The following is a 22,809-nucleotide window of genomic DNA, read 5'->3' on the forward strand; positions in this document are numbered from 1 at the left end:
CGCTCCCGTCCTCGCCGTCCTCGCCGCTTCCGTCATGCGTTCACCCTGCCCTCGGTCCGGCCCGTCGCCGCGGCCGCGGGCTTCTTCGGTGCCATTGCCCGGGCGAGCGGCCCGTACGCGGCCCCGGCCAGGATCAGTACACACCCGGCGACGATCGCGTAGAAGAGGGGCGCGACGGGGCCGGGGCCGGAGATGCCGCCGGGCAGGGCGGCGAAGTTCGCGGGGCGCTCCACCACGCCCTTGGCGGGCCAGGCGACGGCGTCGACGCGGCCGATGACGGCGGAGGCGGGCACGGAGCCGTGGCCGGCTTCCTGGAGGTGGGCGCGGGAGTCCAGGGAGTTGTGCCGCTCGTCGCCGAGGAGGAAGAGCTTTCCGGCGGGGACGGTGGCGGAGAACTCGACGGCGGAGGCGAGCTTGCCGGGCCGGAGATACGGTTCCTCGATCTCCTTGCCGTTGACGGTGACCCGTCCACCGGTGCCGCAGCAGGCGACGGTGTCGCCGCCGACGCCGACGACCCGCTTGACCATGGGCACGTTGCCCCACATCGGGTCGTTGAAGACGACGATGTCCCCGCGCTTCACGTCCGCTCCGTCGACGCGCTGGGCGAGCACCTTGGAGCCGACGTCGAGTGTCGGGGTCATCGAGTCGGTGGGGACCGAGAACGGCTCGTAGAGGACGGCGCCGACGGCGAAGCCGCCGAGGAAGAGCACACAGCCGACGGCCACGGCCAGCCCCGACAGGACTCTGCCGAGGCGGCCGTGGCCGTCCTTCGTACGCGGTTCGACGCTCATGGGGCACCCCGGATGGTCCGCGGACCGTCCGTGCGACGGTCCGGGACGGCACCCTACCCGCGGGTCGCTACTCCGCGGTATGGCGAGCGGCGCGCTTCTTGCGGCGCCACAGCACCAGCGGAAGCGCTCCGGCGAACCCTGCGGCGCCGGGGGCGACGGCCAGCGCCTGCGCGAGTCCGGGCTGGTCGAAGGTGGCCGGGACGGGCAGGGTGGCCCAGCGGGTGACCGGCCAGGCGATGACGACGGCGCGTCCGACGACCTCGTCGGTGGAGACGGTGCCGCCGCCCGCGAGCTCCATGTGGAAGCGGGAGTCGAGCGAGTTCTGCCGGTTGTCGCCCATGACCCAGATACGGTCCTTGGGGACCTTGACCGGGCCGAAGGCGGGGTCGCAGGGCACCGAGCCGGGGTACAGGTAGGTCTCGTTCAGCTCCTTGCCGTTGACGACGACCTTGCCGCCCTCCTTGCAGGAGACGGTGTCGCCGCCGACCGCGATGACCCGCTTGATCAGGTCCTTCTCCTCGGCGGACGGCATGAGGCCGATGAAGCTGAGGACCTTCTGCACCACGTTCGGCTCGGGGGTCTTGCCCTCTTCGAGCCAGCCGCCCGGGTCGTGGAAGACGACGACCTCGCCGCGCTCCGGCTCGGCGCCGAACCACGGGGTGAGCTTGTCGACGAGGACCCGGTCGCCGCGCTGGAGCGTGTTCATCATCGAGTCCGAGGGGATCGAGAACGCCTGCACCAGGAAGGTCTTGATCAGCAGCGCGAGGACGAGCGCGATACCGATGAGGAGGGGCAGTTCCTTCCAGAAGGAACGCGGCCGCTGCGGGCCACGGCCGTCGCGGGCCGTTTCCTCGTCGTCGCCGTCGCCACCGTCGCCGCCGTCGGCCGCCGGAGCGTCGCCGGGACCCGACGCCGGTGCGGGGTCCTCGTCCCGGCGCCGGTCGGAGCGCGGATCGGGGTCGGGACGGCCCGCGGCGTCATCCGTCATGGCCGCCGCCGACGGGGCGGGCCGCTCGGGCCTCCGCTCGGGCTCGTCGTGTCCTGATCGTGCGCCGACGGCCAAATCCCCCACATCCACTCCTCAGTCCGTGCAACCGCCCGTCCCGGAACAGGGACAGGCCCACCACTCCCATAACGAGCAGAAGTTCCGCAGGGGTCGGGAGCCCGGGCAATCCGTTGAGATCGCGCGGGGACACACTATGCGACACACCGTGCGCCTTTGCCTCGCCCACGCCGTCGGCGTCGGGGACGGACGCGAAGGTCGAGCGCTCCTCCAGGCGCCGCCAGTGGCCCACCGGCCAGGCGATGACGACGGCCCGGCCCACGATCTGCTCCTCGGAGACCGTGCCGTGGTCCTTCTCGTCGAGGTGGTAGCGCGAGTCGGCGGAGTCGGACCGGTGGTCGCCCATGACGAACACCCTCCCCTGGGGCACCTTGACCTCGAAGGGGATCTTCGAGGGCGGGTTCCCCGGGTGCAGATACGGTTCGTCCAACGGTACGCCGTTGACCGTGAGCCTGCCGTCGGCGCCGCAGCACTTCACGGTGTCCCCGCCGACCGCGACGACCCGCTTGATCAGGTCTCGCTCGTCGGCCGAGGGCAGCAGTCCGATGAAGGTCAGCGCCTGCTTGAGCTGCTTGACGCCCACCGGGGGGTCGGCGGCCGGTTCGGCCTCCTGCTGGAGCCAGTTGCCCGGGTCCCTGAAGACGACGACGTCACCGCGCTGCGGCTCGGCGCCGAACCAGGGCGTCAGCTTGTCGACGAGCACCCGGTCTTCGATCCGGATCGTCTGCTCCATGGAACCCGAGGGGATCACGAAGGCCTGCACCAGGAAGGTCTTCAGGACCAGGGCGATGAGGACGGCGACGGTGAGGAGGAGCGGGATCTCCTTGATGGCGGAGCGCTGCCGGCGCCGCTTGACCTTGCGGGCGAGCTTGCGCCGCTCGGCCCGTCCCGGCGCGGCACGGACCTCGCCGTCGGCCGCGGTGCGGGCCCCGGCTGCGCGGCGGCCCGTGGGGGGCTTCCCCCGGCTACCCATGGCCGGGCCCGCGGGGATCGGCCGGCCCGGCCGCGTGCGCGGTCCCGTGGCCGCCCGTCGTCCACGCCGGGACGGCGTCGAAGGCGTCGGTCCCGGGCACGGTGGACCAGCGGCCGAAGGGCCAGCCGATCCAGTCGGCTCGGCCGATCACCTTGTCGACCGGGACCATGCCGCCGCCGGGCTGCCCGAGGTGGTCGCGGGAGTCGCTGGACTGGCTGCGGTGGTCCCCCATCACCCAGAGGGTGCCGTCCGGCACCACGATGTCGAAGGGCACGTCGGAGGGCCGGTCGCCGAGCATCACGTACGTCTCCCGCACGGGAACGCCGTTGACGCTGATCCGGCCGTCCTTGTCGCAGCAGACCACACGGTCGCCGCCGGTGCCGACGACCCGCTTCACGAAGTCCGTCTCGTCGGGCTCGGCCAGGCCCAGGGCGGCCGCCGCGTCGTGCAGCACACCGGTGACCGGGTTTCCGGCGGACTCCTCCTGGACGAAGGAGCCGGTGCCGTCGAAGACCACCACGTCACCGCGGCGCGGCTGGTCGCCGAAACGGTACGCCAGCTTGTTGACCAGGATCCGGTCGCCGACCTGGAGGGTGGGCTCCATCGAACTGCTGGGCACCAGGAAGGGCTGCAGCACGAAGTGGCTGAAGAGCAGCAGGAAGACCACGCAGGCGACGCCGACGAACCCGGTACGCCGCCAGCTCAGCCCACCGGAAGGGGCCTCGGCCCCGTCGTCGGCCGCCGGGGCGCCGGAAGGAGCGCCGGAAGGAGCATCGGAACGAGCTCCGGGACGAGCACCGGACTCGCCGTCGGCTGCCGGACCCCCGGACGAAGCGGCGGACTCGCCCTCGACCCCCGGAACTCCGGAAGGAGCCGCGGACTCGCCCTCGAACCCCGGAACCCCGGAAACGCGCGCGGAGCGCGACCGCTCCTCCTTGCCGGAGGAGCGATCGCGCTCCGTGTGCTGTGCTTCGGTGTCCATCGGGGGCAGAGCCTATCCCGCCACCCTGTGGGCCGGAGCTCAGTTGTCGCGCTTCTCCTTGATCTTGGCAGCCTTGCCGCGCAGCTCACGGAGGTAGTAGAGCTTGGCGCGACGGACGTCACCGCGGGTGACGAGCTCGATCTTCTCGAAGATCGGGCTGTGCACCGGGAAGGTGCGCTCGACGCCGACCGAGAACGAGACCTTGCGGACCGTGAAGGTCTCGGAGACGCCCGAGCCCTGACGGCGGATGACGACACCCTTGAACTGCTGGATACGGGAGCGGTTGCCCTCGATGACGCGAACGTGGACGTTCACGGTGTCGCCGGGGCGGAAGGCCGGGACGTCGGAGCGCAGCGAACCGGCGTTGACCTGGTCGAGCAGGGAGGCCATGGAGGTCTCTTTCCTCGCTGATGCCACAGGTCATCAGCGGTACGTACGAATGATGGTCGATCGTCGTCCGTCCCTGGCGGGCGTCGTCCCCCTGTGGCAGGGGCGCGCGCCGGACGCACGACAGCGGCCTATTCTTCCACGCTCCGGGGCCTGCGCCAAAATCCGTCGGCGGGGTCGGGGGACCAGCCCAGCATGGAGAGGATCTCCCGGTCCTTCTTGTCGAAGGCGGCGGGGTCGCAGCGCTCGATCAGGTCGGGCCGGTTCGCGGCGGTGCGGCGGAAGGCCTCGTCGCGGCGCCAGCGGGCGATCTTCCCGTGGTGCCCGCTGAGGAGCACGTCGGGGATCCCGCGGCCGCGCCACTCCGCGGGCTTGGTGTAGACGGGGCCTTCCAGGAGGTTGGCCATGGCGCCGGGGGCGAAGGAGTCGTCCCGGTGCGACTCGGCGTTGCCGAGGACGCCGGGCAGGAGCCGGGCGACGGCCTCGGTGACGACCAGGACGGCGGCCTCGCCGCCGGCCAGGACGTAGTCGCCGATGGAGACCTCGTAGACCGGCATGCGGGTGGCGTACTCGTCCATCACGCGCCGGTCGATGCCCTCGTAGCGGGCGGGCGTGAAGATCAGCCAGGGCCGCTCGGAGAGCTCGACGGCGAGCTCCTGGGTGAACGGGCGGCCGCTGGGGGTGGGGACGACGAGGACCGGGCCGTGGGCGCCGGCCTCGAAGCCGTCGGCGAGGGTCTGGTCGAGGGCGTCGCCCCAGGGGTCGGTCTTCATGACCATCCCGGGGCCGCCGCCGTACGGGGTGTCGTCGACCGTGTTGTGCCGGTCGTACGTCCATTCCCGCAGGTCGTGGACGTGCACGTCCAGCTGGCCGCGGGCCCGGGCCTTGCCGACGAGCGAGACGTTCAGCGGTTCGAGGTACTCGGGGAAGATCGTGACGACGTCGAGGCGCATCAGGACGCGTCCTTGTCCGCGGCGGCGTCCGTGGCGCCGTCCGCGTCCTCCTGAGCGGGCGCGGTGTCGGCCGCGGTGTCGGCGCCGACGCCGGCGCCGGCCTCGCCATCGGGCTCGGTCTCACCCTCGGGCGCGGCATCGGCATCGGCCTCGGCGTCGCGCGCGGAGGCGACGACCGCGTCGGCCTCGTCGATCAGGCCCGGCGGCGGGGAGATGACGGCGCGCTGGTTCTCCAGGTCGATGTCGGTGACGATCTCCGAGACGAACGGGATCATCAGCTCGCTGCCGTCGGGCCGCTCGACGATGAACAGGTCCTGGGACGGCAGGTGGGAGATCTCGGAGATCACGCCGATCTCGGTGCCGTCGGCGAGGACCACGTCGAGGTCGACCAGCTGGTGGTCGTAGTACTCGTCCTCGCCCTCGGGCAGTTCGTCGGGATCGACGTCGGCGATGAGGAGGACGTTGCGCAGGGCCTCTGCGCCGTTGCGGTCGGCCACGCCCGCGAAGCGCAGCAGCAGCCGGCCGCTGTGCACCCGGCCGGTCTCGATGGTGAGCGGCCCGGCGGAGGCCGGGTCGGTGTGCAGGACGGCGCCGGGGCCGAGCCGCAGCTCGGGCTCGTCGGTCCGCACCTCGACGGTGACCTCGCCCTTGATGCCGTGGGCGCGGCCGATCCGCGCGACTACCAACTGCACTGGTGATCTCTCCTGTCGTACGACAACGGGCCGGGGCGGGCCGTCGGCCCTCCCCGGCCCGTGCCGGTGTCAAACGTTCAGCGGACCTGGTCCACGTCGACGAGGTCGACCCGGATGCCACGGCCGCCGATGGCGCCCACGACGGTACGCAGCGCACGCGCGGTGCGGCCGTTGCGGCCGATCACCTTGCCGAGGTCGTCGGGGTGCACCCGGACCTCGAGGACGCGGCCACGGCGCAGGTTGCGGGAAGCGACCTGCACGTCGTCGGGGTTGTCGACGATGCCCTTGACGAGGTGCTCGAGAGCCTCCTCGAGCATGATCAGGCCTCGGTGGACTCGGTGGACTCGGCCTCGGCCTCGTCCGCCTTCGCCTTCTTGGCCTTCGGGGTGATGGCCTCACCCTTGGTGTCGTCGCCCTCGAGAGCCTTGGCGAACTCGTCGAAGGTGGCGCGCTTGGCTTCCTTGGTCGCCGGGGCGAGCAGCGGCTTCTCCGGAGCGGGGAGGCCCTTGTGCTTCTGCCAGTCGCCGGTGAGCTTCAGGATGGCGAGAACCGGCTCGGTCGGCTGGGCGCCGACGGACAGCCAGTACTGCGCACGCTCGGAGTCGACCTCGATGCGCGACGGGTTGTACGTCGGGTGGTAGAGGCCGATCTCCTCGATCGCACGACCGTCCCGGCGGGTGCGGGAGTCGGCGACGACGATGCGGTAGTGCGGCTGGCGGATCTTGCCGAGGCGCTTGAGCTTGATCTTGACTGCCACTGAAGTGGTGTCTCCTGGTCTTGACGTGGTTGGGCACTTGAGATGCCACGTGGGGTTGCGGTACTCGGGTGCCCGATGGACGCGTCAGCCGGAGGAGAGAGGGGTCCTGTGCGACTGTCGAGTACAGCTAGCCATTGTGCCACACGCCGTGGGGTCGCCCGCCCGCGGTCCACCGGCCCCGGGTCCCCCGGCCCGGGTCGGCCTACCGGGGTCAGCTCGCGGCGCCGACCGTCTCCGGGATACGGAAGGGCTTGCCGCAGCCGCCGCAGACGATCGGCGCCTGGGCGAGCACGGAGGGGACCACGCGCACGTTGCGCCCGCAGTCGCAGACGGCCTTGACCCGCACGCCGCCGCCGGAGGAGCCGTGCCGGGCGGCCGGCCCGCGGAAGGAGCGCTTGGTGTCGGCGGCGGTCGCGACGGTGTGGGCCTTGAGGGCGCGCTGGAGCCGCTCGATGGTGGGCCGGTAGCGACGCCGGGCCTCGGCGTTCAGGGTGACCAGGGAGAAGCCGCTGCTGGCGTGCGGTTCCTCGGGATGGTCCAGGCCCAGCTCCTCGGCGATCGCGAGGAATCTGCGGTTGTGGTAGCGGCCGGCGCGCGAGGTGTCGCGGACTCCTCGGGCGGCGGCGATGCCGTGGACTGCCTCGTGGAGCAGTCGCTCGAAGGAGAGCTCGGCGCCGCAGGCGGACGAGGACTCTCCGATCAGGGACTCGGGCGCGGCAAGGTCGGGCAGCTCGGGGTGGTGCCGCTGAATGTCGGCCCACGCCTGTGCCAGCTCTGCGGCGAGAACAGGTGGTGTCGTGCTCACGTCGGGTACAACGAGCCGGATCCCCTCCGGGTTCCATTCCGGGGCAAGTCAAATATTTTGCACGTACCCGTCAGTCGGCGCCGATGCGTGCCGAGCTGCGCTTAGCGGCGCATACGCCCCGGCGCGCGGGCAGTTCACGCGCGCCGGGACGGCGGTGGGAGGACAGTACCGGGTGTCTGCCCGAACTCGGGCACCGGCCCCCGTCCGCCGACGACATCCGGCCGGAGCCGACCGGGCCCGCCGGGAAGTACCCGCGAGTCGTCCGGCGCGAGCACTGGACGGGGGGCGCGATGCGCAGTTCCCTGGCTACGGGGGGTTGTCGTCCAGGCTCGGATTGGGGCGCTTTCCATGACACCTACGCTCGTCCCGCACCACCCCGCGCGCGACTGGGCCGAGATCCAGGAGCGCATGCTCGTCCCGCTCTACGAGGCGGTGTACGACCGGCTCGGCGTGGGCGCCGGGTCACGGGTGCTCGGCCTGGGCTGCGGCTCCGGCCTCGCCCTCCTGATGGCCGCGGGACGCGGGGCGCGGGTGGCCGGCGCGGACCGGGACCACGCGCGCGTGGCGCTGGCCAGGGAGCGGCTCCCCGAGGCGCCGCTCGGTACGGCGACGGTCCCGGAGGCCGGTCCGTACGACGTGATCACGGCCTTCCACGGGACGGCCGGGTCCCCGGCGGGACTGGCCGCCGTCACCCGTTCGGCCGAACGGGACGCGGCGATCGTGCTCGCGGGCTGGGGCCCGGCGGAGCGGTGCGCGACGGCCTCGGTGCTGCGGGTCGCGGCCCGGCTGACGGGCTGGTCCGGTACGGAGCGGGGCGGCCTGGAGGAGACGGTCAGGGCGGCGGGGCTGCGCCCGGCGACCTCGGGCCGGGTGGCCTGCCCGTTCGGCTACGCGGACCGGGACAGCGCGGTACGGGGGCTGCTGTCGACGGGCGAGTTCGACGCGGCGGTCCGGGCGACGGACCCGGACCAGGTGGAGAAGGAGCTCCAGGAGGCCCTGGAACCCCACGTCCGCCCGGACGGCACGGTCTGGATGCCGAACGTCTTCCGCTACGTGATCGCCCGCACGCCCTGACGATCGGCGGGGCCCGGTGATCCGCGCGGCCCGCAGGCCCTGACGATCCGCGCGGCCCGCCCGCCCTGACGCCCCGCACGCGCCCGGGTACCGGCCCCGGGAGGCCGGACCTCTCCGGAGGCCGTACCTGCGCAGAGGCGGGACCTCCCGGGCGAGCCGGGCCTCTCAGGCTCTTGTCAGCGGACCTGCCGGGCGCCGGGTCCCGGTCGTCGTGTCCCGGGCGCGCCGGACCTCCGGGCCGCCGACTCCGGGCGCCGACCTCCCCGCACGCCCTACCTCCCGATCACCGGCCCTCCGGAGCGCCGGCCTCCCCGCACGCCAGCCGCCCGGCCGCCGGCTCCCTCCGGCTCGCCGGCCTTCCCGGGCTCGCCGTCCTTCCCGGGCTCGCCGGCCTCCCCTCCCCGCCCCCGGCGCCGGACCCCACCCGCCCCTCCGCCTCCCACCTCCCCCACCCGCCCCCTCCCCTACGCCCCCTTCTCCATCCGCGGGATCCCCGCCGCCCGGTACGCCTCCGCCTCCTCCAGCGTCTCGTTCGCCAGGAGGGCCTCGGCCAGGGCGTCGAGTCGGTCGCGGTGGTCGCGGAGCTGGCGCAGGGCGCTCTCGTAGCACTCGTCGACGATGCGGCGCATCTCCTCGTCGACGGTGTCGAGGGTCGTGGGCGCGGCGGAGAGTCCGTAGGCCTGCTGGGCGTCGGCCGGGATGGCGGTGAGGCGGCCGACGCGTTCGCTCATGCCCCAGCGGCCGGCCATGCCGCGGGCGATGTTGGTGACCTGTTCCAGGTCGCTCTCGGCGCCGGTGGTGATGACGCCGAAGACGACCTGTTCGGCGGCCATGCCGCCGAGCGCGCCGATGATCCGGCCGCGCAGGTACTCCTCGGTGTAGGCGTACTTGTCGGACTCGGGGGTCGAGAGGGTGACGCCGAGGGCGCGGCCGCGGGGCACGATGGTGATCTTGCGGACCGGGTCGGCGCCGGGCTGGAGCATCCCGAGGAGGGCGTGGCCGCTCTCGTGGTACGCGGTGCGGCGGCGCTCCTCGAGGGGCATGACCAGCGGCCGTTCGGCGCCGAGCTGGACCTTCTCCAGGGCGTCGGAGAGGTCGGACCGGGTGACGGACCGCTGCCGGCGCTTGACGGCGAGGAGCGCGGCCTCGTTGGCGAGGTTGGCGAGTTCGGCACCGGTCATGCCGGGGGTGGTCTTGGCGACGTGTTCGAGGTCGACGTCCGTGGCGAGCGGGATCTCGCGGGTGTGGATCCTGAGGATGGCCTCGCGGCCGCCCCGGTCGGGCGGGTTGACGTGGACGATCCGGTCGAAGCGGCCGGGCCGGGTGAGGGCGGGGTCGAGGACGTCGGCCCGGTTGGTGGCGGCGAGGACGATGACGCCCTCGGAGCCGGTGAAGCCGTCCATCTCCGTGAGGATCTGGTTGAGGGTCTGCTCGCGCTCGTCGTGGCCGCCCATGCCGGCGCCGGCGCCGCGGGCCCGGCCGATGGTGTCGATCTCGTCGATGAAGATGATCGCGGGGGCGACCTTGCGGGCCTCCGCGAAGAGCTCGCGGACCCGGGAGGCGCCGACGCCGACGATCATCTCGATGAACTCGGAGGCGGAGGCGGAGAAGAAGGGCACGCCGGCCTCCCCCGCGACGGCCCGCGCGAGCAGGGTCTTGCCGGTTCCGGGCGGTCCGGCGAGCAGCACGCCGCGGGGCATCTTGGCGCCCATGGCGCGGTAGGCGTCGGGGTTCTTCAGGAAGTCGACGACGTCGTTGAGCTCCCCCTCGACCTCGTCGATGCCGGCCACGTCCTCGAACGTGGTGCGCTTGCCGCCCTCCAGCTCGACGGGCCTGGGCGGGGCCTTGCGGCCGAGCATGCCGCCGGCGCCGCCGAGCCCGGAGCTCATCCGGCGGGCGATGAACACCCACAGGAGGACGAGCAGCAGCATCGGAGCGAGCGAGATGAGCAGGTTGGCGAGGAAGCTGCGTTCCTGGACGACGGGCTCGGCGGTGACCGTGACGTTGTTCTTGGTGAGCTGCGCCCACAGGTCGTCGTCGGCGAAGGCGGGGCGCTGGGTGGTGAACTTGGTGTAGTCGCCGTCGCCGTTCGGGACGGGCTGTTTGTTCTTCAGCTGGCCCTGGATGGCGTCGCCCTTGGAATAGATCTTGGTGACGTTGCCGGCGGCGACCTGCTTGTCGAACTCGGTGTACGAGATCGTCGGGCCGTCCTTCTCGTTGAAGAACGACAGCACGAGGTTGGCGATCAGGTAGACCACGAGCGCGGTGAGGATGAGTCCGCCCCAGCCGCCGGGCATCTTCCTCCTGGCCGGCGGGGGCGGCGGGGCCCCTTCCGAGCGCCAGGGCTGGTCGGTCCGGTCGCGCGGGGGTACGGGGTTGGCCACGGGCTCTCCTCGGGGCGGCAGTGGCCCCAGTATCGAAGAACGCCATCTTCCCGGCATTCCGGATGCTCCCGGTGCGGGAATCCGGATGATCCGGGCGAAGGAAAAGGGCCCGCGGCGGTTTCGAACCGTCGCGGGCCCCTTCCCGGGGACGCCGTACCGAGCGTCAGCCCATGAACTTCTTGAACTCGTCCGGGAGCTCGAAGTCGCCCGGGCCCTGGTCCGCCGCCGGGAGGCCGAAGGCGCCGCCGGCCTGCGCCTGCTCGCGCTTCGCCTGGGCGGCCTGCTCCTCGGCCTTCCGCTTCATCGGGTTGCCGCTCTTGCGCTTGCCCTTGGCCTGCTTGACCTGCTTCTTCTGCCGGCCGGGGCCGCCGCCCATGCCCGGGATCCCCGGCATGCCCGGCATACCGCCGCCCTGCGCCATGCGCGACATCATCTTGCGCGCCTCGAAGAAGCGCTCGACCAGGCCCTTGACGGCGCTGACCTCGACACCGGAACCCTTGGCGATACGGGCGCGGCGCGAGCCGTTGATGATCGTCGGGTCCTGGCGCTCGGCCGGGGTCATCGACTTGATGATGGCGCCGACGCGGTCGACCTCGCGCTCGTCGATGTTGTTGATCTGCTCCTTCATCTGCGCCATGCCGGGCAGCATCCCGAGGAGCTTGGAGATCGACCCCATGCGACGGACCTGCTCCATCTGGGCGAGGAAGTCGTCGAGGGTGAAGTCCTGGCCCTTCTTGGACGCCAGCTTGGAGGCCATCTTGGCGGCCTCTTCCTGGCTGAAGGTCTGCTCGGCCTTCTCGATGAGGGAGAGCACGTCGCCCATGCCGAGGATGCGGGACGCCATGCGGTCCGGGTGGAACGCGTCGAAGTCGTCCAGCTTCTCGCCGTTGGAGGCGAACATGATCTGCTTGCCGGTGACGTGCGCGATGGAGAGCGCGGCACCACCGCGGGCGTCGCCGTCGAGCTTGGAGAGCACCACGCCGTCGAAGCCGACGCCGTCGCGGAAGGCCTCCGCGGTGTTGACGGCGTCCTGACCGATCATGGCGTCGACGACGAAGAGGACCTCGTCGGGGCTGACGGCGTCACGGATGTCCGCGGCCTGCTGCATCAGCTCCTGGTCGATGCCGAGGCGGCCGGCGGTGTCGACGATGACGACGTCGAACATCTTCGACCGGGCGTACTCGACCGAGTCCTTCGCGACCTGGACCGGGTCGCCCACGCCGTTGCCCGGCTGCGGACCGTAGAAGCCGACGCCGGCGCGCTCGGCGACGACGCCGAGCTGGGTGACGGCGTTGGGGCGCTGGAGGTCACAGGCGACGAGCAGCGGGGTGTGGCCCTGGCTCTTGAGCCAGAGGCCGAGCTTTCCGGCGAGGGTGGTCTTACCGGCACCCTGCAGACCGGCCAGCATGATCACGGTCGGCGCGGTCTTGGCGAACCGCAGACGGCGGGTCTCGCCGCCGAGGATGCCGATGAGCTCCTCGTTGACGATCTTGATGATCTGCTGGGCCGGGTTGAGGGCCTTGGAGACCTCGGAGCCCAGAGCACGGGTCTTGACCTGCTTGATGAACTCCCGGACGACCGGCAGCGCGACATCGGCTTCGAGCAGGGCGATGCGGATCTCGCGCGCGGTGGCGTCGATGTCCGCCTCGCTGAGGCGCCCCTTGCCGCGGAGGTTTTTGAAGGTCGCTGCAAGGCGGTCGGAGAGGGTATCGAACACGGCGGTCGCGGATCCTCGATGTCGTGAGCGGGCGGGCGGACTGCCCTCCAGGGTATCCGGCCGCTCGAAGTGCGTGCCCTCGCCCGCCGGATACGGCAGCCGAGGGCACCTGATCCCCGCGTGAGTGGGGAGGAGTGTTCGGCGAGGCGTTCTTTGCCCCGCAGGGACGGACCATCCCCGCCCAGCGGGGAGCACGCCGTGCTCAACGAGCCGCGAACCCTGGAGGTCACCCCCTCACCGCAACGCCTCCTCCAGCGTCTTCGCCAGCCCCGCCGCCTCCTCCGACCCGAGGAGCGAGCCGTCCGGGCGGGTCACGTACAGGGTGTCGACGGCGTTCGCGCCCAGGGTGGAGACGTGGGCGCTGCGGACGCGGACGTCGGCGCCCTCCAGGGCGCGGCCGATGCGGTGGAGCAGGCCCGGCGCGTCCTGCGCGCGGACCTCCAGGACGGTGGCGAGGCGGGAGTCGGCGGCGGCGACCGTGACGCGGGGCGGCGGGGCCTGGACGCCGCGCCGGCGTGGGTAGGCGGCGTCGCGTTCGGCGAGCCGGGCCGGCACGTCGAGGGAGCCGTCGAGGGCGCGGACCAGGTCGGCCCGGAGCCGGTGGGCCTCGGGCAGCGCGCCGTACTCGGCGGCGACCCGCCAGTCGAGGACGAGGACCGGGCCGTCGCCGAGTTCGTGGGGCAGGGCGACGGCGCGCAGGTCGGCGGCGCGGACGGTGAGGCGGTGCAGGGCGAGGACGCCGGCGACGGCGGGCAGGACGCCGGGCCGCTCGGGCAGGGCGACGAGGAGCTCGACGCCGACGGGCTCGGGTTCCCGGGGTTCTTCGGCGTCGTCGGGGTCGACCGGCTCGGTGTGCAGGGCGAGGACGGGCTCGCCGGTCCGCAGCGCCTCGATGGCGAGCCGTTCCTGTTCGGCGCTGGGCGCGGCGGCCTCCGGGTCGGGGAGCTCCTCCCCCGCGAGGACGCCGGCGACGCGTTTGACGAGGTCGGCGACGAGGGAGGCGCGCCAGGTGGACCAGGCGGCGGGGCCGGTGGCGAGGGCGTCGGCCTCGGTGAGGGCGTGCAGGAGTTCCAGGGCGCCCAGGGAGCCGACGGCGGCGGCGACGGACTGGACGGTGGCGGGGTCGTCGAGGTCGCGCCGGGTGGCGGTCTCGACGAGGAGGAGGTGGTGGCGGACGACGGTGGCGATGACGGCGACGTCGGCGCGGTCGAAGCCGACGCGGGTGGCGACGTCGCGGGCGATGGTCTCGCCGGCCACGGAGTGGTCGCCGGGCCAGCCCTTGCCGATGTCGTGCAGGAGGGCGGCGACGAGCAGCAGGTCGGGCCGGTGGACCCGGCGGGTGAGGGAGGCGGCGCGGACGGCGGTCTCGACGAGGTGCCGGTCGACGGTCCAGGTGTGGACGGGGTTGCGCTGGGGGCGGCAGCGGACGCGTTCCCAGTCGGGCAGGAGCCGGGTGACGAGGCCTTCGGCCTCCAGGGCCTCCCATACGGGGACGGTGGGCTCGCCGGCGCCGAGGAGGGTGACGAGTTCCTCGCGGGCCTCGGCGGGCCAGGGCACGGGCAGCGGTTTCGCGGCGGCGGCGAGCCGGCGTACGGCGTGCGGGGAGAGCGGCAGGCCGGCCTGGGCGGCGGCCGCGGCGGCCCGCAGCGGCAGGACGGGGTCGCGTTCGGGGCGGGCGCTCAGGGCTAGGACGGCCTCGCCGTCCATCTCGACGACGCCTTCGGCGAGCGGGGTGCGCTCGACGGGCGGTTTCGCGGCGCCGGAGCGCCCGAGGAGGGAGCGGAGCCGGGGCCGGGCGGCACGGGCACGGAGAACGCGGTTGACCTCGCGCCAGGTGACGTCGGAGGCGTACGAGATCGTGCGGGCGGCCTCGTACACCTCACGGAGCAGGGTGTCGGCGTCGAGGAGGCCGAGTTCGGCGGCGACGGCGTCCTGTTCCTGGAGGGCGAGCCGGTCGGTGGCGCGGCCGGTGGCGAGGTGGAGGGCGTCGCGGGCGTCGAGGAGGCGGCGGCGGGCGTCGGAGAGTCCTTCGCGGGGGGCGTCGGCGAGCCAGGAGGCGGCGACGGCGCGTAGTGCCTGGGCGTCGCGGAGTCCGCCGTGGGCCTCCTTGAGGTCGGGTTCGAGGAGGTACTGGAGTTCGCCGGAGCGTTCGGCGCGCTCGCGGCAGAGGGCGTGGAGCTCGGGGAGGCGGCGGGTGGCCTGGTTGCGCCAGTCGGTGAGGACGGTGGTGCGCAGGGCGGCGACGAGGCCGCTGTCGCCGGCGACGGCCCGTGCGTCGAGGAGGCCGAGCTGGACCTTGAGGTCCTCGCCGGCCGTCCTGCGGGCCTCGGTGGTGGTGCGGACGGAGTGGTCGAGGGCGAGGCCGAGGTCCCAGACCGGGTACCAGATGCGGTCGGCGAGGGCGGCGACGGTGCGCGGGTCGGCGCTGCCGTCGTGCAGCAGGAGCAGGTCGAGGTCGCTGCGCGGGGAGAGTTCGGCGCGTCCGTAGCCGCCGACGGCGACGAGGGCCGTGCCGGGGGGAGCCCCGGCCGCCTCGTACAGGCCGGCCAGCCAGTCGTCGGTGAGGCGGGCCAGGGCGCTACGGCGCGGCGGCCCGGACCGCGCCTTCTCGGTGAGAAGGCGCAGCCGGGCCGCCGCGTAGCCGCCGGGTCCCGAATCTTCCGTGTCCGTTTTCACGTCGATGCTCGTCACCCGGCGGCTCCTTCGAAGGTCAGGCGCTCTACAGCGCGTCCGGTCCGCGTTCCCCGGTGCGGACCCGTACGGCGGTCTCGACCGGGACGCTCCACACCTTTCCGTCACCGATCTTGCCGGTGCGGGCGGCCTTCACGACGACCTCGATGAGCTGTTCGGCGTCGTCGTCCTCGACGAGGACCTCGATGCGGATCTTGGGGACGAGGTCGACGGTGTACTCGGCGCCGCGGTAGACCTCGGTGTGGCCGCGCTGCCGGCCGTAGCCGCTGGCCTCGGTGACCGTCAGCCCGTGGACGCCGAAGGCCTGGAGGGCCTCCTTGATCTCGTCGAGCCGGTGCGGCTTCACGACCGCGGTGATGAGCTTCATGCGTCCACCTTCGTGTTCTGCGTCGGGGCGGGGGCGGGGGCGGCGGTGGTGCGCGGGGCGATGCCGCCGCCGGCTCCGCTGAAGTCGTACGCGGTCTCCGCGTGCTCGACCTGGTCGATGCCGGAGATCTCGTCGTCCTCGCTGACCCGCATCCCCATGGTCTTGTCGATGATCAGCGCGAGGATCGCGGAGGCGATCAGAGAGTAGGCGAGGACGGAGAAGACTCCGACGGCCTGCTTGCCGAGCTGGTCGAGGCCGCCGCCGTAGAAGAGGCCCTTGGCCTCGGACTGGACGCCGCCGGTGGCGAAGAAACCGACGAGGAGGGAGCCGACGACACCGCCGACGAGGTGGACGCCGACGACGTCGAGGGAGTCGTCGTAGCCGAACTTGTACTTGAGGCCGACGGCCATGGCGCAGAGCAGGCCGGCGATCGCGCCGATGGCGATGGCGCCGAGCGGGGAGCAGGAGCCGCCGGACGGGGTGATGGCGACGAGGCCGGCGACCGCGCCGGAGGCGGCGCCGAGGGTGGTGAAGGAGCCGTGGCGCAGCTTCTCGTAGCCGAGCCAGGCGAGCATGGCGGCGGCGGTGGCGACCTGGGTGTTCACGAACATCACGGCGCCGACGCCGTCGTCGTTGCCGAGCCACGAGCCGGCGTTGAAGCCGAACCAGCCGAACCAGAGCAGACCGGCGCCGAGCATCACGAGCGGGAGGCTGTGCGGGCGCATCGGGTCCTTCTTGAAGCCGACGCGCTTGCCGATGACGAGGATGACGCCGAGGGCCGCCGCACCGGCGTTGATGTGGACGGCGGTGCCGCCGGCGAAGTCGATGACGCCCATCTCGAAGAGCCAGCCGCCGGTGCCCCAGACCCAGTGGGCGACGGGGAAGTAGACGATCGTGACCCAGAGGGTGATGAAGAGGGCCCAGGCGGTGAACTTGACGCGGTCGGCGAGGGCGCCGCTGATGAGGGCCGGGGTGATGATGGCGAACATCAGCTGGAAGACGGCGAAGACGTACACCGGGATGGTGTAGCCGTCCCACAGTTCGGTGAGGCCGATGCCGCTGAGGCCGACGTACTCGGAGGACCAGCCGAAGAGCGAGGCCGAGTCGGTGCCGAAGGCGACGCTGAAGCCGAAGAGCACCCACAGGATCGTGACGATCCCGAGGCTGATGAAGCTCATCATCAGCATGTTGAGGGTGGACTTCACGCGGACCATGCCTCCGTAGAAGAAGGCGAGGGCCGGGGTCATCAGCATGACCAGGGCGGAGCAGATGAGCATGAACCCGGTGTTGGCGGCGGACAGCGTGGGCGCGTCTGCTGCCAGGGTCGTGATGGCTGCTGCCATCGGCGTCTCCTCGTCGTCGGTCGGCCTGTGCGGGGCGGCGGCCGGGAGCGGGCTCGGCCTGAGGGGTGGCCGGTTATGCGCCAGAGATTCGCGCAGCGCGGTTTCCGCCGATGCCGCTCGATGTTTCGCCGCAGTGACGAAGGGGCGGGGCGTGTTACGCCGCCGTGAACGCCGGGGTCACGGGGAGGTAACGGCGCTACCATCCGCCCGGACGGCGGAGGTACGGAACCGGCCGCGTCGGCCGTCCGTGTGTCCTTGCGGCGGGGGAGCCGATCGGGCTTTGACGGGACGGCCGGCGCGGCCGGGGTCGGGGGGGCGCTGGGCGCCGGTTTTCAGACGGCCTCCGCCGTCTCGGGGAGCAGGGCGGTGAGCCGGTCGGTCAGCTGGACGACCTCGGCGACGTCGCCGTAGTCGCGGGCGGCGGTGTCGACGGTCTTGCGGAGCCGGGTGTTGACCCGCTCGGAGCGAACCTTGCGGGCGACGCCGAGGGCCTTCTCGGCGAGCACGACCGACTGCTCGGGCTCGCGCTTGAGGAGGTGGACGGTGGCCATGCCGATGAGGTTGAGGGCGTAGGAGCGCTGGTGCTCGGGGTCCTTCTCGAAGAGTTCGACGGCCCGTTCCATGACGGGCTCGGCGAGCGAGGCGTAGGTCGGGGAGCGTCCGGCGACGTAGGCGAGGTCGCGGTAGGAGTGGGAGTTCTCGCCGTTGAGCTCGGCCTCGGAGAAGAAGCGGATCCAGTCGGGCTCGGGCTCGCCGTCGAGGCCGACGTCGGCGAAGGTGTCCTCGGCCATGCGCACGGCCCGCTTGCACTTGGAGGGCTGGCCCATGTTGGCGTAGGCGCGGGCCTCCATCGCATACAGCATGGCCTGGGTGCGCGGGGTGGCGCAGTCCCGACTGCCGTACTGGGCCAGGTGGATGAGTTCGAGGGCGTCGTCGGGCCGGCCGAGGTGGATCATCTGGCGGCTCATCGAGGACAGGATGTACGAGCCGAGGGGCTTGTCGCCGGCCTCCTTGGCGGCGTGCAGGGCGAGCACGAAGTACTTCTGGGCGGTGGGCTGGAGGCCCACGTCGTAGCTCATCCAGCCGGCCAGTTCGGCCAGTTCGGCGGCGCAGCGGAAGAGGCGCTGGGCGGTGGGGGCGGGCTGCGGCTCCTGGAGCAGGTCGGTGACCTCGTGGAGCTGGCCGACGACGGCCTTGCGGCGCAGGCCGCCGCCGCACTGGGCGTCCCACTGGCGGAACATGGCGGTGGTGGACTCGAGCAGGTCGAGTTCCACGGCGGAGAGCCGGTGGGCGCGCCGCTCGTCGCCGGCCGGTTCGGGGACGGCCTCGCCGGCCGGGGTGGGCACCAGCCAGCGCTGCATGGGCTCGATGAGGGAGGGCCCGGCGGCGAGCTGGAGCGAGGAGCCGAGGAAGCCGCGCCGGGCGAGCATCAGGTCGCTGCGGGAGAACTCGCTGAGCAGGGAGACGGTCTGGGGGCCGGCCCAGGGCAGGTCGACGCCGGAGACGGAGGGCGACTGGTGGGCGGTGCGCAGGCCGAGGTCCTCGATGGCGACGACGGAGCCGAAGCGCTCGGAGAACAGCTCGGAGAGGATCCGCGGGATGGGCTCGCGGGGCTGTTCCCCGTCGAGCCAGCGGCGCACCCGGGAGGTGTCGGTGGAGATGTGGTGCGCGCCCATCTGACGGGCCCGGCGGTTCACCTGGCGCGCCAGTTCGCCCTTCGACCAGCCGCTGCGCACGAACCACGAGCCCAGCTGCTCGTTGGGGCGCTTGCCGGCAGTCGTACCGTCTGCGCCGTTGCCGCCCACTGGAACGCCCCCATCCACCTGATGTCGTCTGCGCGAACCCCTGCCAGGATGCCGTGTTCCACGGGTCCCGTCCGGTGTTTGCACTCCCCCGAACAGAAAACCGGGTTGCCTCCGGCATACCCGCGCGTACGGTTCGCCCCGGGGTTCGTGTACCGAAGGTAATCCTACGATCACCCGTCCGCGCATGGCGTTTCAAGAAACGCCACCATTCGCCACCCCTTCGAATGAACTCGCCGCGCGCGGAACACGATTCACTTGACATGCGACGGAACGGGGTCGGCGAACCGCAGCGCGAAGAGGCGCGCGTCGCGGTGCGCACCACCCGCCACGCCACCGCACACCTCCCGGCGAGGGCCACCCCCGGGCCGGAAGGTCGCGGATCGTGACGGAGGACCTCCGGTCCGTAACCACCGGCGCGCTCGACCCGTTGGAGGGGGCATGGGCTTCACGATCGGCGGCATTCGTGAGATGCGGTCCGGCTCACGCCGCCGCGTACGCACCACGGAGTGCACAGCGGTGGCCGAGTACACGGGACTGTGGGGCTGGGACGTGGTCCCGGGGGCGCGGGCCGTCGCCGGCCGCTGCTCCTGCGGTGATCTCGGCTGTACGGCTCCGGGGGCGCACCCGCTGGCCTTCGCCGAGCCGGTGCCGGCGGGCGCGGGCCTCGACGACGCGACGAAGGCGTGGTCGGACTACCCGGGAGCGGCGCTGCTCCTGCCGGTCGGCGGGGCCTTCGACGTGATCGAGGTCGCGGAGGCGGCGGGCCGCCGGGCGCTGGTCCGGCTGGAGCGCATGGGCCTGCCGCTGGGGCCGGTGTGCGCGACGCCGACGGGCCGGGCGCAGTTCTTCGTCGCCCCGGGCGCGGCGGCGGAGCTGCCGCAGCTGCTCTACCGGATGGGCTGGGACGACGCCGATCTGGACCTGCACTGTCTGGGCGCGGGCGCCCACATCACCGCCCCGCCCTCGGATCTGGGCGGGCTCGGGCCGGTGCGCTGGCTGCGGCCGCCGACCCTGGACGCGGCGGGGGCGCCGCCGCAGGCCCGGCTGCTGCTGGGGACGCTCGCGTACATCTGTCACCGCACGCACTGCTGACCGGGCCCCGGGACAGAGCAGGGCCCCTGCCGTTGAGCTGCGGCAGGGGCCCTTCTCGTACAGGCTGCGTGTGGGGGGGTGGTCGCCGGTCAGTCGCCGATGAGGGCGTCGACGAAGGCACCCGGCTCGAACGGGGCCAGGTCGTCCGGGCCCTCGCCGAGGCCCACCAGCTTGACCGGGACGCCCAGCTCCCGCTGGACGGCGACGACGATGCCGCCCTTGGCGGTGCCGTCGAGCTTGGTCAGGACGATGCCGGTGATGTCGACGACCTCGGCGAAGACGCGGGCCTGGATGAGGCCGTTCTGGCCGGTGGTGGCGTCGAGGACGAGGAGGATCTCGTCGAGCGGGCCGTGCTTCTCGACGACGCGCTTCACCTTGCCGAGCTCGTCCATGAGGCCGGTCTTGGTGTGCAGGCGGCCGGCGGTGTCGATGAGGACGACGTCGGCCTTCTCGGCGATGCCCTCCTTGACCGCGTCGTAGGCGATCGACGCCGGGTCGCCGCCCTCCGGGCCGCGCACGGTGCGGGCGCCGACGCGCTCGCCCCAGGTCTGGAGCTGGTCGGCGGCGGCGGCGCGGAAGGTGTCGGCGGCGCCGAGGACGACGGACTTGCCGTCGGCGACGAGCACGCGGGCGAGCTTGCCGGTGGTGGTGGTCTTGCCGGTGCCGTTGACGCCGACGACCATGACGACGCCCGGGGTGTCCTCGGGGCTCTCGGTCTTCACCGAGCGGTCGAAGTCGGGGCCGAGCAGGGTGACGAGCTCCTCGCGGAGCAGGCCGCGCAGCTCGTCGGGGGTGCGGGTGCCGAGCACCTTGACGCGCTCGCGCAGCCGCTCGACCAGCTCCTGGGTGGGGGCGACGCCGACGTCGGCGGTGAGGAGGGTCTCCTCGATCTCCTCCCAGGTGTCCTCGTCGAGGTGCTCGCGGGACAGGAGCGTGAGCAGCCCCTTGCCGAGCGAGTTCTGGGAGCGGGCGAGCCGGGCCCGGAGCCGTACGAGGCGGCCGGCGGTCGGCTCGGGCACCTCGATCGCCGGGGCCTCCGGGGCCTCGACGACCGGGTCCTCGACCGCGACCGGCGTCTCGAGCGCCTCGGCGGTGGGGAGCTCGACCTCCTCGACGGTGCGGCGTGGTTCTTCCCGCGGTGTCTCCGCCTCGTCGCCGACGTGCGGTTCGGCGGGCGGAGCGGTGATGGTCGGCGTGGTGGACGGCGGCTCGGCCGGCGGCAGCTGCTTCTTCTTGCGACCGCTGATCACGAGACCGCTGGTCACGGCGACCGCGACGACCAGAGCGATGACTACAGCAAGGATGAGTTCCATAACGTCACCCAGTATCGGCCACGAAGGCGCCGGGGGCGGAGTACGTCGCGCGGGGCACGGGAGCGTGGCACGTAAAGTGGGTGCTTCCCCCACATCTGTACGACGGAGTACCCCTATGTCCCACGCGTCCGAGACCGAAGCCGCGCCGAGCGGCGGGCGGCTGGAGAGCCGCGGCCTCGAACCCGTTCCCGACGCCGAGCGGACCGGCCGGGTCCGGGAGCTGTTCCCGACCTGGGTGGCGGCCAACATCAGTGTGCTGCTGCTCACGATGGGCGCCGGCCTGATCGTCTTCAACGGCCTGAACTTCTGGCAGGTCCTGGTGGTGGCGGTGGCCGCGCCGGTCCTGTCGTACGGGATCGTCGGTCTGATCTCGATCGCCGGGAAGCGGGGCGGAGCGCCGGGCATGGCCTTGTCGCGGGCGGTCTTCGGTCAGCGCGGAAACCTTTTTCCCGGGGCGCTGATCTGGGTGGCCCGCTGGGGTTGGGAGACCATCAACGCGGTCACCGGCGCGTACGCGGTGCTGACGGTCCTCGACCTGCTCTTCGGCGTGCGGTCGAACACCTTCCTGATCGTCGTGACGCTGCTGGTGTTCGTGTCCTGCACCTTCCTGGTCTCCGGGCTCGGGATCAGCGCGCTGCGGGTGTGCAGCACGTGGTCGACGTATCTCTTCGGCGCCTTCTCGGTGCTGGTCCTGGGCTATCTGGTGGCGAACACCGACTGGTCGGCGGTCTTCGCCAAGCCGGCCGGTTCGACCGCGATGCTGGTGGCCGGGATCGGCACGATCGCGGCGGGCGGCATCAGCTGGGTGCCGTCCGGCCCCGACTTCACGCGCTATCTGCCGCGCACCGCCTCCTCGAGGGCGGTGGTCGGCTCGACCGTCGGCGGCGCGGGGATCGTCGTGCTGCCGATGGTGCTGATGGGCGCGGTGATGGCGGTGTCGACGCCGGACCTGGCCTCGGCGCAGGACCCGGTCTCCTTCATCGGCGAGCTGCTGCCCATGTGGATCTCGGTGCCGTACCTGGTGATCGCGCTGATCGGGATGCTGCTGATCAACTCGATGTCGATGTACTCGGCCGGCTTCACCGCGCAGACCCTGGGCATCAAGGTGCCGCGGGCGGCGGCGGTCAGCGTCAACGCGGCGATCAGTCTGGTCTTCGGCTTCCTGCTGATGGTGGTGGCGACCAGCTTCATCGGCTCCTTCATCTCCTTCCTGACGCTGCTCGCGGTGGCGTTCTCGGCGTGGATCGGCGTCTTCGGCGTGGACATGCTGCGCCGGCGGTCGTACGACGCGGAGGCGCTGATGGACACCACCCGGTCGGGCGCGTACTGGTACCGGGGCGGTTTCGCCTGGCAGGCGATGACGGCCTGGGGCGTGGCCCTGGTCACCGGCCTGCTGTTCACCGAGGTCGACTGGTTCGCGGGCCCGCTGGCCTCGTCCTGGATCGGGCGGAACGGGCTCGGCTGGGCGGCGACGATCGTGGTGGCGGGCGTGCTGTACGCGGTGCTGCCGCGGGACCGGGCGCGCCGGGCGGCGGAGCCCGCGGGCGTGAGCGCCGATCCGGCCGGGACGCGCGAGACCGTTTCCATCTGACGCGACGTCAGCTACCGTCCCCCTCCACG

Annotated in this window: 20 protein-coding genes; 3 read left to right on the plus strand and 17 right to left on the minus strand. The window is 72.5% G+C overall.

The features are described 5' to 3' along the window. Window positions 1–32: 32 nt before the first annotated feature. From lepB (ACIGXE_RS22000) to ACIGXE_RS22045, 10 genes are all read right to left on the minus strand, one after another. Complete coding sequence (gene lepB / locus ACIGXE_RS22000) at window positions 33–791, minus strand: signal peptidase I (protein ID WP_399749871.1); 759 nt, start codon at window positions 789–791, stop codon at window positions 33–35. Between the two features lie 67 nt (window positions 792–858). Next, a complete protein-coding gene (gene lepB, locus ACIGXE_RS22005) occupies window positions 859–1,854 on the minus strand; it encodes a signal peptidase I (RefSeq protein ID WP_399750140.1) in 996 nt (331 codons plus the stop codon). Continuing rightward, window positions 1,769–2,827 carry a signal peptidase I gene (gene lepB / locus ACIGXE_RS22010; protein WP_399749873.1) on the minus strand — a complete coding sequence of 353 codons (1,059 nt, stop codon included), beginning with the start codon at window positions 2,825–2,827 and terminating at the stop codon, window positions 1,769–1,771. The genes lepB (ACIGXE_RS22005) and lepB (ACIGXE_RS22010) overlap by 86 nt, the downstream gene beginning before the upstream one ends. Then, window positions 2,820–3,809 (minus strand): signal peptidase I, encoded by a 990-nt coding sequence (gene lepB / locus ACIGXE_RS22015; protein ID WP_399749875.1) that lies wholly within the window; start codon window positions 3,807–3,809, stop codon window positions 2,820–2,822. The genes lepB (ACIGXE_RS22010) and lepB (ACIGXE_RS22015) overlap by 8 nt, the downstream gene beginning before the upstream one ends. A 39-nt stretch (window positions 3,810–3,848) precedes the next feature. Next, window positions 3,849–4,199, minus strand: coding sequence for a 50S ribosomal protein L19 (gene rplS / locus ACIGXE_RS22020; protein WP_365348922.1), 351 nt, complete (start codon window positions 4,197–4,199; stop codon window positions 3,849–3,851). Window positions 4,200–4,327: 128 nt separating this feature from the next. Beyond that, the gene (gene trmD, locus ACIGXE_RS22025; protein WP_399749878.1) at window positions 4,328–5,149 is read right to left on the minus strand and encodes a tRNA (guanosine(37)-N1)-methyltransferase TrmD; all 822 of its coding nucleotides are present in this window, start codon (window positions 5,147–5,149) and stop codon (window positions 4,328–4,330) included. Further along, window positions 5,149–5,841 (minus strand): ribosome maturation factor RimM, encoded by a 693-nt coding sequence (gene rimM / locus ACIGXE_RS22030; protein WP_399749880.1) that lies wholly within the window; start codon window positions 5,839–5,841, stop codon window positions 5,149–5,151. The genes trmD and rimM overlap by 1 nt, the downstream gene beginning before the upstream one ends. A 77-nt stretch (window positions 5,842–5,918) precedes the next feature. After that, complete coding sequence (locus tag ACIGXE_RS22035) at window positions 5,919–6,158, minus strand: RNA-binding protein (protein ID WP_005311361.1); 240 nt, start codon at window positions 6,156–6,158, stop codon at window positions 5,919–5,921. A 2-nt stretch (window positions 6,159–6,160) separates the two neighbouring features. After that, on the minus strand, window positions 6,161–6,598 hold the full coding sequence (gene rpsP, locus ACIGXE_RS22040) for a 30S ribosomal protein S16 (protein ID WP_399749882.1): 438 nt from the start codon (window positions 6,596–6,598) through the stop codon (window positions 6,161–6,163). Between the two features lie 211 nt (window positions 6,599–6,809). Then, complete coding sequence (locus tag ACIGXE_RS22045) at window positions 6,810–7,403, minus strand: hypothetical protein (RefSeq protein ID WP_345485364.1); 594 nt, start codon at window positions 7,401–7,403, stop codon at window positions 6,810–6,812. 348 nt (window positions 7,404–7,751) lie between these two features. On the opposite strand from ACIGXE_RS22045, the gene ACIGXE_RS22050 reads away from it, so the two are divergent. Beyond that, window positions 7,752–8,477 (plus strand): class I SAM-dependent methyltransferase, encoded by a 726-nt coding sequence (locus ACIGXE_RS22050; RefSeq protein ID WP_399749884.1) that lies wholly within the window; start codon window positions 7,752–7,754, stop codon window positions 8,475–8,477. 464 nt (window positions 8,478–8,941) lie between these two features. Here ACIGXE_RS22050 and ftsH read toward each other — a convergent pair whose 3' ends face one another. The 6 genes from ftsH to ACIGXE_RS22080 all read right to left on the minus strand — a co-directional run bounded on the left by ftsH (window position 8,942) and on the right by ACIGXE_RS22080 (window position 18,784). Then, window positions 8,942–10,861, minus strand: coding sequence for an ATP-dependent zinc metalloprotease FtsH (gene ftsH, locus ACIGXE_RS22055; RefSeq protein WP_399749887.1), 1,920 nt, complete (start codon window positions 10,859–10,861; stop codon window positions 8,942–8,944). Window positions 10,862–11,024: 163 nt separating this feature from the next. Then, window positions 11,025–12,578, minus strand: coding sequence for a signal recognition particle protein (ffh, locus tag ACIGXE_RS22060; RefSeq protein ID WP_399749889.1), 1,554 nt, complete (start codon window positions 12,576–12,578; stop codon window positions 11,025–11,027). 234 nt (window positions 12,579–12,812) lie between these two features. Next, window positions 12,813–15,269 carry a [protein-PII] uridylyltransferase gene (locus ACIGXE_RS22065; protein ID WP_399749892.1) on the minus strand — a complete coding sequence of 819 codons (2,457 nt, stop codon included), beginning with the start codon at window positions 15,267–15,269 and terminating at the stop codon, window positions 12,813–12,815. Window positions 15,270–15,297: 28 nt separating this feature from the next. Further along, window positions 15,298–15,636 (minus strand): P-II family nitrogen regulator, encoded by a 339-nt coding sequence (locus tag ACIGXE_RS22070; RefSeq protein WP_128977495.1) that lies wholly within the window; start codon window positions 15,634–15,636, stop codon window positions 15,298–15,300. After that, the gene (locus ACIGXE_RS22075) at window positions 15,633–16,979 is read right to left on the minus strand and encodes an ammonium transporter (protein WP_399749893.1); all 1,347 of its coding nucleotides are present in this window, start codon (window positions 16,977–16,979) and stop codon (window positions 15,633–15,635) included. The genes ACIGXE_RS22070 and ACIGXE_RS22075 overlap by 4 nt, the downstream gene beginning before the upstream one ends. A 332-nt stretch (window positions 16,980–17,311) precedes the next feature. After that, window positions 17,312–18,784 (minus strand): hypothetical protein, encoded by a 1,473-nt coding sequence (locus ACIGXE_RS22080; protein ID WP_399749895.1) that lies wholly within the window; start codon window positions 18,782–18,784, stop codon window positions 17,312–17,314. A gap of 438 nt (window positions 18,785–19,222) precedes the next feature. Between ACIGXE_RS22080 and ACIGXE_RS22085 the strand changes: the two genes are divergently transcribed. Further along, the gene (locus tag ACIGXE_RS22085; protein ID WP_399749897.1) at window positions 19,223–19,876 is read left to right on the plus strand and encodes a bifunctional DNA primase/polymerase; all 654 of its coding nucleotides are present in this window, start codon (window positions 19,223–19,225) and stop codon (window positions 19,874–19,876) included. 89 nt (window positions 19,877–19,965) lie between these two features. On the opposite strand, the gene ftsY is transcribed toward ACIGXE_RS22085, so the two are convergent. After that, window positions 19,966–21,189 carry a signal recognition particle-docking protein FtsY gene (gene ftsY / locus ACIGXE_RS22090; protein WP_399749899.1) on the minus strand — a complete coding sequence of 408 codons (1,224 nt, stop codon included), beginning with the start codon at window positions 21,187–21,189 and terminating at the stop codon, window positions 19,966–19,968. A gap of 115 nt (window positions 21,190–21,304) precedes the next feature. On the opposite strand from ftsY, the gene ACIGXE_RS22095 reads away from it, so the two are divergent. Next, entirely contained in the window at window positions 21,305–22,780 is a 1,476-nt protein-coding gene (locus tag ACIGXE_RS22095) for a cytosine permease (RefSeq protein WP_399749901.1), read from the plus strand. Window positions 22,781–22,809 lie beyond the last annotated feature (29 nt).

Origin of the sequence: Streptomyces sp. NPDC053431 (assembly GCF_044544925.1) — a bacterium.
Classification (GTDB): domain Bacteria; phylum Actinomycetota; class Actinomycetes; order Streptomycetales; family Streptomycetaceae; genus Streptomyces.